The sequence below is a fragment of the Acidovorax sp. GW823-FHT05D11 genome, from assembly GCF_058795695.1.
The window spans coordinates 174,599-190,728 of sequence record NZ_CM179502.1 but is presented as its reverse complement, the minus strand read 5'-3'; the positions used below and the strand labels follow the sequence as shown (position 1 = coordinate 190,728).

Below are 16,130 nucleotides of genomic sequence, written 5' to 3'. Positions count from 1 at the left end.
CGGGCACGGTGCCTCACTGGAACTTCGGCGCGCGTTTTTCAATGAAGGCGGTCACCGCTTCCCGGTGGTCTGCCGTCTTGTGCGCGATGGCCTGGTAGCCCGCCGAAGTCTCCAGCAGCGAGGCCAGCGAGGCGTTTTCGCCCTCGCGCAGCAGGCGTTTTGTCATCCGCATCACGGCGCCGGGGTTGGCCGCGATCCTGGCGGCCAGCGCCCGCGCGGCGGGCAGCAACTGGTCCGCCGCCACCACGCGACTCACCAGGCCGCAGGCCAACGCCTCCTGCGCGCCGATGGCCTCGCCGGTGAACGCCATCTCGGACGCCTTGGCCCTGCCGACCGCGCGCGGCAGCAGCCAGGCACCACCGTCGCCGGGCACGATGCCCACGCGCACAAAACTCTCGGCGAAGGTGGCCGCCTCGCTGGCGATGCGGATGTCGCACATGCAGGCCAGGTCCAGCCCCGCGCCGATGGCCGGGCCGTTGACGGCGCAGATCACGGGAACATCGAGCTGGTACAGCGCCTGGGGGATGCGCTGGATGCCCTGGCGGTACTCCTCGCGGATCAGGTCGGGCGTGCACGCATCATCAAAGAAACGCTTCATGTCCTTGACGTTGCCGCCCGAGCTGAAGATGGGGCCCGCGCCCGTGAGGATCAGCACCTTGACGCCGGCATCCCGGCGCACGTCCTCGCAGAGCTGCACGAACTCGTCCACCGCGGTGTTGCCGGTGAGCGCGTTGCGCGTTTCGGGCTGGTTCATGGTGGCGGTGAGGATGCCGCCGTCGCGTTCAATGGTCAGAAAGGCCATGGCAAATGTCTCCAGTCAGCGAAGTGGCACTCGGGCCGGGAATTCGACGTCGGTGATGCGGCGCACCAGGTCGAGCGTGATGCCGCTGTGCTGCAGCAGCGCCTCGCCGGCCACGGTGTGCCAGTACCCCTCGCTGCCGGCCGTCTGGCGCCAGGCATGCAGGCGCCGGGTGAAGAGCTGCAGGTCATGCTCCTCGGTGAAGCCGATGGCGCCGTGGATGGCGTGGGCGGCTTCCGACACGGCCAGCGCGGCCTCGCTGCAGCGCGCCTTGGCGGTCGCCACGCGCAGTCGGTCGGGCTGGACGCCCACGCCGCCGCTGCAGCCGAGCTGCGCGGCCATGCGCGCGGCAAACACGTGTTCGCTCATCACGGCCAGCTGGTGCTGGACGGCCTGGAACTTGCCGATGGGGCGGCCGAATTGCTGGCGTTCGTTGGCGTACCGCAGGGTGCGCTGGAACACGCTGCTGAGGGCGCCGGCCATCTGCGCTGCCACCACCGCGGCCTGCAGGGTGCGCACGTCCAGCGCGGCATCCACGCCCACCGTGGGGGCGGCATCGCACTGCGCGGCCGACCAGGTCAGCGCCGCGTCCAGCGCCAGTGCATGCGCATGGGCGTGGGCGCCATCGACGGGAAGCAGGTGCCAGGCGCCGCCGGCCTGCACCAGCACCGCATCGGCCACCTGGCCGCCGCGCACCAGCGCGCAGTGCAGACCGCCGCCGGCGCCACGCTGGCCGCGTGCCAGGGCGATGCTGCCCTGCGGGCGCACCAGCCCTGCCTGGGCCAGCAAGGCCCGCGCGACCATGGTCTCGGCCAGGGGCAGCGGCAGTGCGTGGGCACCGCATTGCTCCAGCACGCCAAAGGCCTGGTCCAGTTCCAGGCCCGCCCCCCCCTCTTCTTCGCCCAGCAGGGCGTCGGCCAGGCCGGTGGATTCCAGCTGCTCCCACAGGCCCCGCGCGGCATCCGCCGCGCGCCCGCCGCACTCGATGGCGCGCACCACGGCGGGGGTGCACCGGTCCGCCAGCACGTCGTGCGCGGCATCGGCGAACAGGTCGTTGTCATTCATGCTCATGTCGGTCATCCATTGCGTTGCACACACTGCCCCCCGGCCCCTGGCCGAAGCGCGGCCCGGTCGGAGGCGCCAGGCACGGTCCCCACGCAGCGCGCGCGCGAGAGATGCCGCGCAGCAGCCCAGGGGTGTCTCATCTCAAGCCCAGGCCGCGGGCGATCATTCCGCGCAGGATGTCGCGCGTGCCGCCGCGCAGCGAGAAGGAGGGCGAGGCCTCGGTCACGTACTTGAGCGTCATCAGGAGCTCCACGGGCACGTCCTCGGCCTCGCGCGCGAACAGGTCCTCGGCAATGGCCGCTGGAATCATCTGCTCGAGGGTGGTTCCAAGCTCCTTCACCAGCGCCGCCTCGACGATGGGGCTCGCGCCCTGCGTGAGTTTTTCCTGCACCGACACGGACATGGCGCGCAGCGGCGCCAGCTGCGTGAGCACCTTGCCCGCCAGCCGCACGGCCGAGTCGGTGCGTCCCTGGGGCGTGCGCACGTAGCCGAGCCACTGGTCGAACAGCACGATGGAGGAGAACAGGCGCTCGGGCCCGCTGCGCTCGAACGCCAGCTCCGCGGTGACCTGCTCCCAGCCCTGGCCCTCGGCGCCAATGAGCGCATCCAGCCCCAGCTGCACGTTGTCGAAGAACACCTCGCAAAAATGGCTGTCGCCAGAGAGGTCTTCGATGGGGCGCACCGTGACCCCCGGCAGCGACAGGTCCACGATGACCTGCGACAGGCCCTGGTGGCGGTCCTCGGAGGTGCCCGAGGTGCGTACCAGCGCGATCATGTACTGGCAGTGGTGGGCGTTGGTGGTCCAGATCTTCTGGCCGTTGAGCACAAAGCCTTGCGCATTGGGCACGGCGCGCGTCTTCACGCTGGCCAGGTCCGAACCCGCGTTGGGTTCGCTCATGCCGATGCAGAAGAACGCCTCGCCCTTGCACACGCGCGGAATGTAGAACTGCTTTTGCGCCTCGGTGCCGTACTTCAGGATCAGGGGCGCGCTCTGGCGGTCGGCGATCCAGTGCGAACCCACGGGGGCGCCGCAGGCCAGGTATTCCTCCACCAACACGTAGCGCGTGAACGCGCTGCGCCCGCCCCCGCCGTACGCCCTGGGCAGCGTGATGCCGATCCAGCCCTTGTCTCCCAGCCGGCGGCTCAGAGCGCTGCTGTAGCCGCCCCAGGAGCGCGCGCGGATGTGCGCGGGCAGGTCGGCAATGGCCTCCTGCAGGAAGGCGCGCACCTCGGCGCGCAGTGCCTCGTCTTCAGCGGGAATGCGCGTGAGCGCCAGTGAATCCAGGGTGCTCATCCCAAAACTCCGTCGTCCTTGTAGGCCTGCAATTGCGCGGGCGAAAAACCCAGGTAGCGGGCCAGCACCTCGTCGGTGTGCTGGCCCAGCTGCGGGGGCGTGTGGCGGTAAGTGACGGGCGTGTCCGACAGGCGGATGGGGCTGGCCACCAGAGGCACCTCGCCCGCCTGCGGGTGCGGCATCGCGATCCGCAGGCCCCGGGCCTGGACCTGTGGGTCCTCGAACACGTCGCGCACGGTGTTGATGGGGCCGCAGGGCACGGCGTGCCGCTCCAGCAGAGCGATCCAGTCGCGCGTGGTGCGCGCCACCGTGGCGGCGCGGATGCGGCCGACCAGTTCCTCCCGGTGGGCCAGGCGGCCGGCGTTGCACACGAAGCGTTCGTCCTGCGCCCAGTCCGGTTCGCCGATGGCATGGCAAAAGCGTGCAAACTGTCCGTCGTTGCCAATGGCCAGGATCATGTGGCCGTCCTGCGTGGGGAAGTCCTGGTAGGGCACGGTGTTCGGGTGCGCATTGCCCATGCGCTGCGGCACCTTGTCGCCGTACAGGTAATTCATGCCCTGGTTGGCCAGGCAGGCCACGCCCACGTCGAGCAGCGCCAGGTCGATGTGCTGACCCCGGCCCGTGTGCTCGCGCGCCTGCAGCGCAGCGAGGATGGCCGTGCTCGCATACAGCCCGGTGAGGATGTCGGTGAGCGCCACGCCCACCTTCATGGGACCGCCGCCGGGTGCCCCGTCGGGGTGGCCGCTGATGCTCATGAGCCCACCCATGCCCTGGATCAGGAAGTCGTAGCCCGCGCGGTGCGCGTAGGGGCCGTCCTGGCCAAAGCCGGTCACGGAGCAGTACACCAGGCGCGGGTTCAGCGCGCTCAGGCTCGCATGGTCGAGCCCGTACTGCGCCAGGCCGCCGGTCTTGAAATTCTCGATGAGCACGTCGCACCGCGCCGCGAGCTCGCGCACGATCCGCTGACCCTCGGGCCGGGTGAAGTCCACCGTCACCGACTGCTTGTTGCGGTTGGTGCACATGTAATAGGCCGACTCGCCGGTGGGCTGGCCCGCCGCGTCCGTCACATGGGGAGGGCCCCAGGCGCGGGTGTCGTCGCCGGTGCCCGGGCGCTCGACCTTGATCACTTCGGCCCCCAGGTCGCCCAGGGTCTGCGCGGCCCAGGGTCCGGCCAGCACGCGGGACAGATCGAGCACCTTCACATGCTGCAGCGCACCCGGCTGCACGGCGGGAGCACCGCTCATTGCAGCGGCACCTTGGCCTGGGTGACGATGCGCTTCCACAGCACGATCTCGTTTTTCTGGAACTCGTGCATCTGCGCGGGCCCACCGGTCATGGCGGTGGCTCCGATGCGCTCGTAGAAGGCACGGGTCTCGTCCATCCTGGAGATGGCGGTGAACAGCTCGGCCAGCCGGGCGGTTTCGGCGGCGGGGGTCTGGGCGCTGACCATGGCGCCCACCCACGTGTAGGCCTCGAAGCCCGGCAGGCCCGCTTCCGTGGCGGTGGGCACGTCCGGCGCCGCGGCCACGCGCTTGTCGGACGCCACGGCCAGCACCTTCACGCGGCCGCCCTTGGCTAGCTCCTGCACGGCGGTCACCTCGGCGAAGGTGTAGTCGACGGTGCCCGAGGCCACGGCCGTCATGGTCTCGCCGGCGCCCTTGAAGGGCACGTGCACGGTGTGGATGCCCGCCGTGTCGTTGAGCAACTCGCCCATGAGCTGGTAGCCGGCCGAGCCCGCGCCGAAGTTCACCTTGCCCGGGCTGGCCTTGGCATAGGCGATCAGGCCCTTGAGGTCGCTGTACGCCGCCTTGGGCATGGCCGCGATCATGGCGGGCGAACGCATCATCATGGTCAGCGGCGAGAAGTCCTTCACCGGGTCGTACGGCAGCTCCTTGAACAGCGCGGCGTTCACCGCCAGCGTGGAGTTGCTGCCGATGAAGACGGTGTAGCCGTCGGCCGGCGCCGACAGCACTTGCTTGACGGCGATGAAGCCGTTGGCGCCGGGCTTGTTTTCCACCACCACGGCCTGGCCCGTGAGGTCCTGCAGCTTGCGCGCGAAGTAGCGCGCCGAGGTGTCGGTGCCGCTGCCGGGGCCGAAGGGCACGACGAACTTGATGGTTTTGGCAGGGAATGCCTGGGCTTGCACGGCGGGGGCCAGGGCCGTGGCGGCAAGCGCCAGCAGCGCGCCGGCCACGGTTCTACGGGATTGCATCACGGTGTCTCCTTCATGGAATTTTTTTGATCGTCAGGCCCTGCCCAGGCCTGCAGGCGAATGTAGGCAGCGGGCACCCATGCTGTCTAATATTAAAAATTCACAAACCGATATTTGTTTGGTATCCCATGAACCTGCGCCAGCTGCGCCAATTCGTCACCCTGGCGGAAACCGGCAACTTCCACCGCACCGCCGAGCTGCTGCACATGGCCCAGCCGCCGCTGTCGGTGTCCGTGCGCAAACTGGAGGAGGAACTGGGCAGCCGCCTGTTCGAGCGCCACAGCACTGGCGTGCGCCTGACGGCCGAGGGCCAGGCCATGCTGCCCGAGGCGCACCTGGCGCTGTTTCATGCGGAGCGCTGCCGCCAGGCCGTGGCGGACGCGCGCGAGGGGCTGGGCGGCCTGCTGCGCCTGGGCATCATCGGATCGGCCACCTATGCCCTGCTGCCGGAGCTGATCCCGTCCGTGCGGGCGCGCTACCCGCAGATCGAGCTGGAGCTGTCGGAGGCCACATCGACCGAAATCCTCGACGGGCTGCTGGCGCGCCGCTTCGACGTGGGATTCGTTCGCTACCCGGTTCTGCACCCCGAGCCGTTCGAGCTCCTGCCCATGGACCGCGACGATTTCGTGCTCGCCGTGTCCGCGCACGGCCCGCTGGCGAAGCGCGACGCGATCGCGCTCTCGGAAGCGGCGGGCGAGCCCTTCATCATGTACCCGCAGGACAAAGTGCCCGGGCTGTCCGCCCTGGCGCTTCTGCGCTGCCAGCTGTCGGGCTTTTCACCCCGCGTGGCACAGGAGGCCATGCAGGTGCAGACCATCATGAGCCTGGTGGCCGCGGGCCTGGGCGTGGGACTGGTGGCCGGCGTCGCGCGGCTGGTGGTGCCGCCCGGCGTGAAGTGCCTGGCGCTCACCGACAACCCGCCGGGCTTCAAGGTGGGCATCGCGCTCGCGCGGCGCGCGGGAGAGGCCAGCCGGCTCGTGGAGCGCTTCATCGAGCATGCGATGGGCTTTTCCAGCGTGCCCCGACCCGGCCCGGATATGGATCAAACCGGGCTGTAGCGTACAGCCCGCAAGCGCGGGCAGCTATGTATTTTGCACTTCTGCCGCGCGCTCGGCGGCAAACGCCACATACCAGTCCAGGCAGCCCGGGTTGGCCATGGCGTCCTTGTTCACCACCTTTTCGATGGGCTGGCCCAGCAGCAGTTTCTTGATGGGCAGCTCCTGTTTCTTGCCGCTCAAGGTGCGCGGCACCTCGGCCACCGCGAAGACGTCGTCGGGCACGAAACGCGGGCTCAGCGCCGTGCGCACCGCGCCGTTGATGCGGGCGCGCAGGGCCTCGTCCAGCGCGTGGCCGGGGCGCAGCACCACGAACAGCGGCATGTAGCTTTCGCGGCCCAGGTATTCCAGGTCCACCACCAGGCTGTCGAGCACCTCGGGCAGGGCTTCGACGGCGCTGTAGATCTCGCTCGTGCCCATGCGCAGGCCATGGCGGTTGATCGTGGCGTCGCTGCGGCCGTAGATGACACAGCCGCCGTTGGCGCCGATCTTGAGCCAATCGCCGTGGCGCCACACCGCGCCCATGCGCGCGGGGCCATCGCCGCCGCCGGGCTGGCGGCCGTGGCCAGGCGGGTACATGTCGAAGTAGCTCGACAGGTAGCGTGAACCGTCCTTGTCCCCCCACAGGTACAGCGGCATCGACGGGATGGGCTGCGCGCACACCAGCTCGCCCACCTCGTCCATCACCGGCACGCCCTCGGCATTCCAGGACTCCACGGCCGCGCCCAGCATGCGGCATTGCATCTCGCCGGGCACCTGGGGCATCTCGCGGTTGCCGCCGATGAAGGCGCCGCAAAAGTCGGTGCCGCCCGAGATGTTGTTCCACCAGATGTCGTGCGTGCCCAGGGCCTCGAACTGCGCCGTGCCCCATTCCTGCACCTCGGGCGACAGCGGCGAGCCGGTGGTACCCAAGGCGCGGATGCGCGTGAGGTCGCCGTATTCGGCCAGCGTGATGCCCGCCTTCATGCAGTTGGCAAAAAACGCCGCGCCCGCGCCGAAGAAGGTCACGCCCGTCTCGGCCGCGAAGCGCCACAGCACGCCCCAGTCGGGGTGGTCCTTGCTGCCGCCGGGGTTGCCGTCGTAGATCACGCAGGTGGTGCCCGACAGCAGGCCCGAGAGCTGTGCGTTCCACATCACCCAGCCCGTGGAGCTGTACCAGTGGTAGCGCTCGCCGAAGCTGTTGGGCTCGTAGCTGCAGCCGATGTCGTTGTGCAGCACCTTGAGCTGCAGCGCCACCAGCACCGTGCCGCCGTGGCCGTGCACGATGGGCTTGGGCAGGCCCGTGGTACCGCTGGAATACACGATCCACAGCGGGTGGTCGAACGGCAGCCACATCGGCTCGAAAGCTTCAGTTGCAGCATCATTTCGGGCTGTAGCGCTCGTCCAGCTTGCGTAACCAGCTATCGAAACAGAAGCATCCAGATTGCCCAGCAACACCGCGTGCCGCACGCTGGGCAGCGCCGCGCGCAGCTCGGCCAGCACGCCGGTGCGGTCGTGGTCGCGCCCGCCGTAGGTCACGCCGTCCACGCCGATCAGCACCTTGGGTTCGATCTGGCGGAACCGGTCGAGCACCGCATGGGTGCCCATGTCGGGCGCGCAGATGCTCCACACGCCGCCGACGCTCACCGTGGCGAGGAAGGCCACCATCGCCTCGGGCACGTTGGGCAGGTAGGCGGCCACGCGGTCGCCCGGCTCCACGCCCTGGGCCTTCAGGTGCAACGCCAGCGACGCGACCTGGCGGCGCAGCTCGGGCCAGCTCATTTCGCGGTGGTGGCCCTTTTCGTTGCGGCTGATGATGGCCGGCAGGCCAGCGGCATGCGCCGCATCCACATGCCGCAGCGCCTGCCGCGCGTAGTTGACCTGGGCGCCCGGGAACCACAACGCGCCGGGCATGGTGTTCTGGCCCAGCACGGCGGTGTGCGGCGTGGGCGACTCCAGCTTGAAGTAGTCCCACACGCTTTGCCAGAAGGCATCGAGCTCGGTGGTGGACCAGCGCCACAGGGCGTCGTAGCTGTCGAACTGCAGTCCGCGCTGGTCGCGCAGCCAGTCCTGGTACAGGCGGATCTGGGGAATGAAAGGCGGGGTGTTGTGTGTTGTCTCCATGGCGACGCAGCGTACCAGCGGCACGGGGCGCAGGCCAGCCATCCCCGTCACCCGCTTGACAGCAGGGGGAATTCCGCATTTCGCACAATCGTGCTAAATTAGCGCCATGGATGCAAAAACCCAGAAATCGGAACTCACCCGCGCGGCCATCGTGGGCGCGGCGCTGGACCTGGCCGCGGCCGAGGGGCTGGAGTCGATCACCCTGCAGGCGGTGGCCGACCGCGTGGGCCTGTCCAAGAGTGGCGTCTTCTCGCGCGCCGGCTCGCGCGAGGCGCTGCAGAAGGCGGTGATCGAGGAGTTTGGCCGCCGCTTCCTGGCCGATGTGTTCGTGCCCGCCATGCAGCACCCCAAGGGCCTGCCGCGCCTCAACGAGATCGTGCGCCGCTGGATTGCCCGCACGCGCGACGTGGAGGCCTTCACCGGCTGCATCTATACGGCGGGCGCCTTCGAGCTGGACGACCGCGACGGCGAGCTGCGCGACCTGCTGCACGCCGAGATCACCCGCTGGCGCGCGGCCCTGCGCCGCACGGTGATCCAGTCCATCGAGGCCGGGCACCTGCCCCCCGACACCCCGCCCGACCAGCTGGTGGGCGAGATCTATGCGATGGCCATGGGCCTGTTGCACGACGTTCGCTTCCTGCGCGATCCGCAGGCAGTGCAGCGCACCGAGGCGTCCTGGGCGCGCCTCGTCAAGAGTTATCAGACCGCCTGATCCTCCCCCTCCGCTTGTTCTTGCGCGATGGATGCCTCTTGTTTTTCTTTGCCCCAATTTCGCACAACCGTGCGAAGAAAGGAACCACCATGCTGATCATCTTGGGTATCGCCGCCATCGTGGCCGCGGCGGGCGCCGTCCGGGCGCTGCGCCAGACACTCGCCCGCCTTCCGCGCAGCAACCGGGACTGGATCTTCTACTGACCGTCCACCGCGTCCGCCCCCCATTCCCTCCCTTTCCGGAGCCCCCCATGAACGCCTCCCCTTCCTCCTCCACCGCCTTGCAGGCCACGTCCAGCTTCTACGGCGAACACCCCGGCATGCGCCTGCTGCGCGTGGCGCTGGGCACCACCGAGCGCCTGTGGCCCGCGCTGGCCGTGCGCGCGGCCTACCGCCTTTTCGGCACGCCCCTGCCCCTGCGCAAACCGGGCCGCAGCGCCGTGCCGCCCGGCCACTGGCGCACGGAACGCTGGCCGTTCGAAGACGCCGAGATCACGCTTTACCTGCCCCAGGCCCAGCCGCACGGCCCCACGGTGCTGCTGCTGCACGGCTGGGGCGGCCACGCGCGCCAGATGCTGCCGCTGGCCGGCGCCCTGGCCGCGCGGGGCCTGCGCCCGGTGCTGGTGGACCTGCCCGCGCACGGCGGCAGCCGGGGCCGCGTGAGCAACCTGCCGCAGTTCGCGCGCGCCATCGAATACGCCACCGCCCGCCTGCATGCGCAGGATTCGGCGCCCAGCGCCGTGGTAGCCCATTCGCTCGCGGCCAACGCGGCGGCCCATGCGGCCAGCCGGGGCCTGGCCACCGGGCGGCTGGTGCTGCTGGCGCCGCCCGCGTCGCCCCACGAATACACGCGCCTGTTCGCGCAGGTGTTCGGCCTGTCGGAGCGCACGCGCGCTTCCATGCAGCGGCGCATCGAGGCGCGCGAGGGCATCCTGATGCGCCAGTTCGAGCCCCCGGCCGTGGGTCCGCGCATCGCGCTGCCCACCCTGGTGGTGCACGACCGGGGCGACCGCATCAACCGCTTTGCCGATGGCGAGGCCTACCGCGACCACATTCCGGGCGCCACGCTGCTGGCCACCGAAGGGCTGGGCCACCGCAAGATCCTGCAGCAGGATGGCGTGCTGGCGGCCGTGGCCGATTTCGTGGCGGGCCCGGGCCATCCACGCTGACGGGCCCGGGAGCCAGGGGGCCCGGCGGGGGGCCGCGCGGCGCAGCGGGCGGTGCGGGGTGGCTCGGCGCACCGCCGCGCGGTGTCGCCAACAGTTACAGCCGCAAGGCGAACAGGACGCGGCCAGCGCCTATCATCCGCAGTCGTGCGTGCCCCCAGGGCCGCTCTTGCCGATGATTCACCGGTGTGCTGCCTGCCACCGGTGGCCCCACGCTGCTACCTGTTGTCTCCGATGCACGCTCTCCTGTCCGCCTGGCCCGCCCTGGCCCTGCTGTTGCCCGCGCTGGTGCTGGTGTCGGCCTTCTATTTCCTGGCCAAGGGCGACCGCCGCGCGTTCTCGCACCTGCTGGCCCTGCTGGCGTGTTTCCTGATCGGCGCGCTGCTGATGGAGTTCTTCATCTTCATGGCGGCGCGCATGGCCCGTTCGGGCAGCCGCGAGGCCGTGCTGGGCGCCGGCACCCGCCAGCTGCTGGAAACCATGGCCAATCCGCGCTCCATCACCGCCCCGCCCCTGTCGCTGGCGGCCGTGGCGGCCTACAGCGTGCTGGCGTCGTACCTGTGGCTGCTGGTCACCTGGGGGCTGCACCTGCGCGGCAAGCCTGCCGGCGGCGCCGGAAAGAAGAAAGCGGCCAAGCGCCCGCCGCGCAAGCCGGCCCGGGCCTGATCCACGGGCCTTGGGGCCTTTGGGGCCCCTAGCGCTGGATACATCAGCGCCGACAGCTATATATTTAATAGCATATCCTGCGCGCACACTTGACGCAGGGCAACCCCCGGCGCGCGGAGCGCATCCACAATGGCAGGCGATCCCCTCCGGCCGCGGGGGTGCATACCAGGCTGTCCACCTCCTGCCTTTTCCTGCCATGACTTCCTCCTCCTTCTCCTCCTCCCACAGCGATGTCCTCATCGTCGGCGCGGGGCCCGCGGGCCTGTCGCTGGCCATTTCCCTGGCCCACGCCGGTTTCACGGCCACGGTGGTCGAGCAGCAGCCCCAGGCCGCGCTGGCCGCCCCCGCGCCCGACGGCCGCGAGATCGCGCTGACCCACCCCAGCCGCACCACGCTCCAGCGGCTGGGCACCTGGGCGCAACTGGCGCCGCACGAGACCGGCGCCATCCGCGAGGCCCAGGTGCATGACGGGCCGCTCGGCCAGCGCAGCGCGCTGCAGCTCGACGCCCAGCGCTCGGGCCACGGGGCGCTGGGCTTCATCGTCCCCAACCACGCGCTGCGCCGCACCGCCTATGCGGTGGCCGCGCAAACGCCCGGCGTGCGCATCGTCACCGGCGCCCAGGTGACGCGCGTGGCCACCCTGGCCACGCATGCCGAGCTGGAGTACCGCCTGCTTACCCCCACAGACACGGCCCCGGACGCGGAGGCCCCTTCACCCCAGCGCCTGCAGGCCCCCTTGCTGGTCGCGGCGGACAGCCGCTTCTCGGCCACGCGGCGCCAGCTGGGCATTGGCGCGCGCATGGCGGACTTCGGCCGCACCGTGATCGTCTGCCGCATGCGCCATGCCCGGCCCCATGGCGGCGTGGCGCACGAGTGTTTCGGCTACGAACGCACGCTGGCCATCCTGCCCCTGCCGGATGCGGTGGATGCCGCAGACGCGGCCGACACGGCCGGCAGCCCGCACCTGTGCTCGGTCGTGGTCACCGCAGGCGCTGCGGATGCCGCCACGCTGATGGCGTTGCCTGCCGACGCCTTTGCCGCCCAGGTGCAGGCGCAGTTCGACAACCGCCTGGGGCCCATGCAGCTCGACGGAGAACGCCACGCCTACCCGCTGGTGGCCGTGTACGCGGAACGCTTTGCCGCCCACCGCTGCGCGCTGCTGGGCGACGCGGCCGTGGGCATGCACCCGGTGACGGCCCACGGCTACAACCTGGGCCTGGCCGGGGTGGAGCGCCTGACCGCCGCCCTGCTGGCCGCGCGCGGCCAGGGCCGCGATATCGGAGACAGCGCAATCCTGTCCGGCTATGGACGCGCGCACCACCACCACGCATGGCCGATCTACGAAGGCACGAACGCCATCGTGCGGCTGTACACCGATGCCCGCCCCCTGCCCCGCCTGCTGCGCCAGCTGGTGCTGCAGGGCGCCCGGCGCCTGCCACCGCTGCAGGCGGCCATCGTGGGGCAGCTCACCGGCAAGCCGCCCGCGTGGACCGAGCTGCTGGGGCGCCTGGCACGGCAGTGACACGTCCGCCCCCGGCCAGCCCGCCGGCCGCCACCGGGTGCCGCCCCCTTTCCACGCGCGGAAGGGAAGAAGTGGCAGCGCCCGCGCCCACGCCACGGGCGCTCAGGGGGTGGTGACTTCCAGCTCCACCATGCCGTACAGCGGCGCGCCCAGCCAGGGCCACCACAGGGTCTCCAGCGCCAGGCCCGCCCAGCCATAGCATTCCGCCACGCTGTGCGCGTGCCGCAGCGCCAGGCGCGGGTGCGCGGCGGACAGGTCGGCCAGGCGTGCCAGGCCCCAGCGGAACTCGGCCCCCGTGGGCCCCACGCTCGCGTGCCGGCCGGCCGTGCCCACGGCCCGGTGGGTGAGCACGTCCAGCACCAGGCGCGAGCCCGGGGGCGCGCACTGCGCGAACTCGTGCAGCACGGCCTGCACCTGGCCTGGCTCCAGGTACATGAGCACACCCTCGCACACCACCAGCACGGGCGCCGCTGCCGCCCCGCTCCCCGCCGCGCGCGGTGGCAGGCCCAGCCGGCGCCACCAGCCGGGCTGGGTGATGTCCGCCTCGGCCAGCCGCGTGCGCGGGCACCGCGCGGGCAGCAGTTGCCGGCGCAGCGCCATCACCTCGGGCAGGTCGGCGTCGAGCCAGTGGTTGGCGCCGGTGTCCAGCCACTGGAAATGGTGCGACAGGCCGCAGCCCAGGTTCACGCCCTGGCCCCCGGGGTGCCTGAGGAAGAAGCCCTGCGCGGTGTCCCGGATGATCCGGGTGCGCCACAGCACGTTCAGCACGGTGGGCAGGTCGTTGAGGTAGGGCTCCACATCGGTGCCCAGCCGCTCCAGCAGCCCGGCGGCCACCGCATCGCCGCAGGCCAGCCAGGGAAAGTAATGGTTGCCCCGCGCCCGCGCCGCCAGCGGGATGAGCAGGGTGCTGGGCACGGCGGGCAAGGGCGCGTGCCGCAGCGGGGCCGGTGCCGCGGCGCTGCGTGGCGCGGGCACCCGCCCGGCGGATGCCCGGGGACGGCGTCGGCTTCGGTGCGGCTGCAGCGGCAAGATCGTCTCCTCCTGTGGTCGCAGGGGCGCCCCGTTTGGCGGAATGGATGGACGGGAGCAGGCAGTACGGCGGCCACGCGCACAGGCTGCTGGCCGCCACGGGAGACTGCGGCGACGGACTGGGGTCGCCGGGAAGTCTGCGAACGCCATTGTGGTCCGAACCCGGTCCGGTGTGCCCATTTCGCAGGGCCGCGCAAGGGTATATGCAAACGCGGGAAATGGCCGGCGCGGCTACACCCGCTTGGTCAACACCTCCCAGACCAGCGAGACGCCCGCGGCCAGCAGGTCGCCGGTGAAGGAGTCGCCATCGCCATCCCGCGCGCCGCTGAAGGCACTCTTTTGCCGCTCGCGCTCGGCCCGGCTGCGGTCGCGCTCCAGCGCCACCAGGGCATCGCCAATGTCCACGGTCGCCGCCGGCGTGCCGTGCGCGGCCTGGGCCGGGCGGGCGCCAGCCCGGGCGTAGCCCTCCATCGCGCGCACCACCGCGTCGGGGTCGATGAGCGAGAACGCCGCGCGGCAGTAGGGGCAGGCGTGGTCCTTGCGGATGTCCACGGGCGCGCCGCAGCTGGTGCAGTAGATGGCGCCCACGCGCCGGGCCAGGTCGTCGATCTCGGGGCGCGTCATGTGGCGCACGAAGCCCTTTTCGACCATGAAGGAGGAAAAGGTGCTGAACCGCCCGTGCTGGCGCGCACAGCGGTAGGTCATGTAGCGGCCGCTGCGCACCACGTCGAAGCCCTGGTCCAGCGCGCAGCTGCAGCGCGGGCAGGCCATGCGCGCCTGCAGCGGGTGGTGTTCATGGGTGCGGTGTTCGTGCAGCAGGCGGAACAGGTCCACCACCGCCTGGGGCGAGAGCTTGAGGTTCTCGTGCCGGTCCAGCCAGAGGCCCTGGCAGGCGTAGCAGATGTCCAGCTCCAGCGTGTGCCCGGTGTTGCTGGTGAACGAATGGGCCTCCATGGGCTGGCGGCACGACGGGCAGGATGGGGCGGATGGCGGCATGGTGGACGTCGGGTGAGGGCCGGCCCTCTTGCCCGCCGCTGTGAGGCAGCCATCCTACCGTTCCCGCCGCCTCGCACCTTCGCCTGGCGAAGTTCATCGTCCGCGTGCGCATTCATCCACTAGCATTCGCGCCTCGAACTACAAGGAACAACACACATGGGATTCATGAACTGGCAAGAAAAAAGCGCGGCCGTGCTGCAGCAGGGCGGAGTGATCGCGCCCGACGAACGGCTGCCCTGGCCGCAGACGGCGGCGATGGGCGTGCAGCACGTGATCGCGATGTTCGGCGCCACGGTGCTGGCGCCCATCCTCATGGGGTTCGACCCCAACGTGGCCATCCTGATGAGCGGCGTGGGCACGCTGATCTTCTTCCTGGTGACGGGCGGCAGGGTGCCCAGCTACCTGGGTTCGAGCTTTGCCTTCATCGGGGTGGTGATCGCGGCCACGGGCTATGCGGGCAAGGGGGCCAACGGCAACATCGCCGTCGCCCTGGGCGGCATCATCGCCTGCGGCCTGCTCTACACGCTGATCGGCGCGCTGGTGCAGGCCATCGGCACGGGCTGGATCGAGCGCTTCATGCCGCCCGTGGTCACGGGCTCGGTCGTCGCGGTGATCGGGCTGAACCTGGCGGGCATTCCGATCAAGAACATGGCGGCGAGCAATTTCGACAGCTGGATGCAGGTCGTGACCTTCGTGAGCGTGGGCCTGGTGGCCGTGCTCACGCGCGGCATGGTGCAGCGCCTCCTGATCCTGGTGGGGCTGATCGTGGCGAGCATCATCTACGCGGTGCTCACCAACGGCCTGGGCCTGGGCAAGCCCATCGACCTGTCGATCCTGGCGAACGCGGCATGGGTGGGCATGCCCAACTTCGCCGCGCCGGTGTTCGACGGCAACGCGATGCTGCTGATCGCCCCGGTGGCCATCATCCTGGTGGCGGAGAACCTGGGCCACATCAAGGCCGTGACGGCCATGACCGGCCGCGACCTGGACCGCTACATGGGCCGTGCGTTCATCGGCGACGGCGTGGCCACCATGGTGAGCGGCGGCGTGGGCGGCACGGGCGTGACGACCTATGCCGAGAACATCGGCGTGATGGCCGCGACCAAGATCTACTCCACCGCCGTGTTCCTGCTGGCGGGCGTGTTCGCGCTGGTGCTGGGCTTTTCCCCCAAGTTCGGCGCGCTGATCCAGACCATTCCGCTGCCGGTGATGGGGGGCGTCTCCATCGTGGTGTTCGGCCTGATCGCGGTGGCCGGGGCCAAGATCTGGGTGGACAACAAGGTGGACTTCTCGCAGAACAAGAACCTGATCGTCGCGGCCATCACGCTCATCCTGGGCACGGGCGACTTCACGCTCAAGTTCGGCCAGTTCGCGCTGGGCGGCATCGGCACGGCCACGTTCGGCGCCATCCTGCTGTATGCCTTGCTCAACCGCAAAGCGGCGTAATCTGTGGGCGTGAGCGGACGTACCACATTTGCAAGGGTTAACCCTTAATTTGTAAGGAACGACGGC

At 70.3% G+C, this 16,130-nt stretch carries 14 protein-coding genes; 6 read left to right on the top strand and 8 right to left on the bottom strand.

Annotated features, from left to right (window positions below):
* Window positions 1-13: 13 nt before the first annotated feature.
* The 5 genes from AC3RCE_RS00900 to AC3RCE_RS00880 form a co-directional block, all read right to left on the bottom strand.
* Window positions 14-802 (bottom strand): crotonase/enoyl-CoA hydratase family protein, encoded by a 789-nt coding sequence (locus AC3RCE_RS00900; protein ID WP_492254308.1) that lies wholly within the window; start codon window positions 800-802, stop codon window positions 14-16.
* A 15-nt stretch (window positions 803-817) separates the two neighbouring features.
* Window positions 818-1,864 (bottom strand): acyl-CoA dehydrogenase family protein, encoded by a 1,047-nt coding sequence (locus tag AC3RCE_RS00895; RefSeq protein ID WP_492255448.1) that lies wholly within the window; start codon window positions 1,862-1,864, stop codon window positions 818-820.
* Between the two features lie 136 nt (window positions 1,865-2,000).
* The gene (locus AC3RCE_RS00890) at window positions 2,001-3,158 is read right to left on the bottom strand and encodes an acyl-CoA dehydrogenase family protein (RefSeq protein WP_492244813.1); all 1,158 of its coding nucleotides are present in this window, start codon (window positions 3,156-3,158) and stop codon (window positions 2,001-2,003) included.
* On the bottom strand, window positions 3,155-4,402 hold the full coding sequence (locus AC3RCE_RS00885) for a CaiB/BaiF CoA transferase family protein (protein ID WP_218296497.1): 1,248 nt from the start codon (window positions 4,400-4,402) through the stop codon (window positions 3,155-3,157). The genes AC3RCE_RS00890 and AC3RCE_RS00885 overlap by 4 nt, the downstream gene beginning before the upstream one ends.
* Complete coding sequence (locus AC3RCE_RS00880; RefSeq protein ID WP_218296496.1) at window positions 4,399-5,370, bottom strand: Bug family tripartite tricarboxylate transporter substrate binding protein; 972 nt, start codon at window positions 5,368-5,370, stop codon at window positions 4,399-4,401. The genes AC3RCE_RS00885 and AC3RCE_RS00880 overlap by 4 nt, the downstream gene beginning before the upstream one ends.
* Before the next feature lie 128 nt (window positions 5,371-5,498).
* Between AC3RCE_RS00880 and AC3RCE_RS00875 the strand changes: the two genes are divergently transcribed.
* Window positions 5,499-6,428: a LysR family transcriptional regulator gene (locus AC3RCE_RS00875; RefSeq protein ID WP_218339232.1), complete on the top strand. Its 930-nt coding sequence runs from the start codon at window positions 5,499-5,501 to the stop codon at window positions 6,426-6,428.
* A gap of 24 nt (window positions 6,429-6,452) precedes the next feature.
* Here AC3RCE_RS00875 and AC3RCE_RS00870 read toward each other — a convergent pair whose 3' ends face one another.
* Window positions 6,453-8,528: an acetoacetate--CoA ligase gene (locus tag AC3RCE_RS00870; protein WP_492254307.1), complete on the bottom strand. Its 2,076-nt coding sequence runs from the start codon at window positions 8,526-8,528 to the stop codon at window positions 6,453-6,455.
* Window positions 8,529-8,634: 106 nt separating this feature from the next.
* Between AC3RCE_RS00870 and AC3RCE_RS00865 the strand changes: the two genes are divergently transcribed.
* From AC3RCE_RS00865 to ubiM, 4 genes are all read left to right on the top strand, one after another.
* Window positions 8,635-9,240: a TetR/AcrR family transcriptional regulator gene (locus AC3RCE_RS00865; protein ID WP_218296493.1), complete on the top strand. Its 606-nt coding sequence runs from the start codon at window positions 8,635-8,637 to the stop codon at window positions 9,238-9,240.
* Between the two features lie 250 nt (window positions 9,241-9,490).
* Window positions 9,491-10,408, top strand: coding sequence for an alpha/beta fold hydrolase (locus tag AC3RCE_RS00860; protein ID WP_218296492.1), 918 nt, complete (start codon window positions 9,491-9,493; stop codon window positions 10,406-10,408).
* A 231-nt stretch (window positions 10,409-10,639) separates the two neighbouring features.
* Complete coding sequence (locus tag AC3RCE_RS00855) at window positions 10,640-11,071, top strand: hypothetical protein (protein WP_218296491.1); 432 nt, start codon at window positions 10,640-10,642, stop codon at window positions 11,069-11,071.
* Window positions 11,072-11,267: 196 nt separating this feature from the next.
* A complete protein-coding gene (ubiM, locus tag AC3RCE_RS00850) occupies window positions 11,268-12,593 on the top strand; it encodes a 5-demethoxyubiquinol-8 5-hydroxylase UbiM (RefSeq protein WP_492254306.1) in 1,326 nt (441 codons plus the stop codon).
* Between the two features lie 102 nt (window positions 12,594-12,695).
* Here ubiM and AC3RCE_RS00845 read toward each other — a convergent pair whose 3' ends face one another.
* Together AC3RCE_RS00845 and AC3RCE_RS00840 are read right to left on the bottom strand one after the other, a co-directional pair.
* Window positions 12,696-13,508, bottom strand: a complete 813-nt coding sequence (locus tag AC3RCE_RS00845; RefSeq protein WP_492246182.1) for a class I SAM-dependent methyltransferase — start codon at window positions 13,506-13,508, stop codon at window positions 12,696-12,698.
* 345 nt (window positions 13,509-13,853) lie between these two features.
* Window positions 13,854-14,576: a hypothetical protein gene (locus tag AC3RCE_RS00840; protein WP_492255447.1), complete on the bottom strand. Its 723-nt coding sequence runs from the start codon at window positions 14,574-14,576 to the stop codon at window positions 13,854-13,856.
* A gap of 198 nt (window positions 14,577-14,774) precedes the next feature.
* Between AC3RCE_RS00840 and AC3RCE_RS00835 the strand changes: the two genes are divergently transcribed.
* Window positions 14,775-16,064, top strand: a complete 1,290-nt coding sequence (locus AC3RCE_RS00835) for a solute carrier family 23 protein (RefSeq protein ID WP_218296487.1) — start codon at window positions 14,775-14,777, stop codon at window positions 16,062-16,064.
* The last annotated feature ends 66 nt before the right edge of the window (window positions 16,065-16,130 follow it).

Excerpts from the sequence above, each read along its gene's own strand:
- AC3RCE_RS00900 (WP_492254308.1), bottom strand. The coding sequence starts at position 802 with ATGGCCTTTCTGACCATTGAACGCGACGGCGGCATCCTCACCGCCACC.
- AC3RCE_RS00895 (WP_492255448.1), bottom strand. The coding sequence starts at position 1,864 with ATGAATGACAACGACCTGTTCGCCGATGCCGCGCACGACGTGCTGGCG.
- AC3RCE_RS00890 (WP_492244813.1), bottom strand. The coding sequence starts at position 3,158 with ATGAGCACCCTGGATTCACTGGCGCTCACGCGCATTCCCGCTGAAGAC.
- AC3RCE_RS00885 (WP_218296497.1), bottom strand. The coding sequence starts at position 4,402 with ATGAGCGGTGCTCCCGCCGTGCAGCCGGGTGCGCTGCAGCATGTGAAG.
- AC3RCE_RS00880 (WP_218296496.1), bottom strand. The coding sequence starts at position 5,370 with ATGCAATCCCGTAGAACCGTGGCCGGCGCGCTGCTGGCGCTTGCCGCC.
- AC3RCE_RS00875 (WP_218339232.1), top strand. The coding sequence starts at position 5,499 with ATGAACCTGCGCCAGCTGCGCCAATTCGTCACCCTGGCGGAAACCGGC.
- AC3RCE_RS00870 (WP_492254307.1), bottom strand. The coding sequence starts at position 8,528 with ATGGAGACAACACACAACACCCCGCCTTTCATTCCCCAGATCCGCCTG.
- AC3RCE_RS00865 (WP_218296493.1), top strand. The coding sequence starts at position 8,635 with ATGGATGCAAAAACCCAGAAATCGGAACTCACCCGCGCGGCCATCGTG.
- AC3RCE_RS00860 (WP_218296492.1), top strand. The coding sequence starts at position 9,491 with ATGAACGCCTCCCCTTCCTCCTCCACCGCCTTGCAGGCCACGTCCAGC.
- AC3RCE_RS00855 (WP_218296491.1), top strand. The coding sequence starts at position 10,640 with ATGCACGCTCTCCTGTCCGCCTGGCCCGCCCTGGCCCTGCTGTTGCCC.
- ubiM (WP_492254306.1), top strand. The coding sequence starts at position 11,268 with ATGACTTCCTCCTCCTTCTCCTCCTCCCACAGCGATGTCCTCATCGTC.
- AC3RCE_RS00840 (WP_492255447.1), bottom strand. The coding sequence starts at position 14,576 with ATGGAGGCCCATTCGTTCACCAGCAACACCGGGCACACGCTGGAGCTG.
- AC3RCE_RS00835 (WP_218296487.1), top strand. The coding sequence starts at position 14,775 with ATGGGATTCATGAACTGGCAAGAAAAAAGCGCGGCCGTGCTGCAGCAG.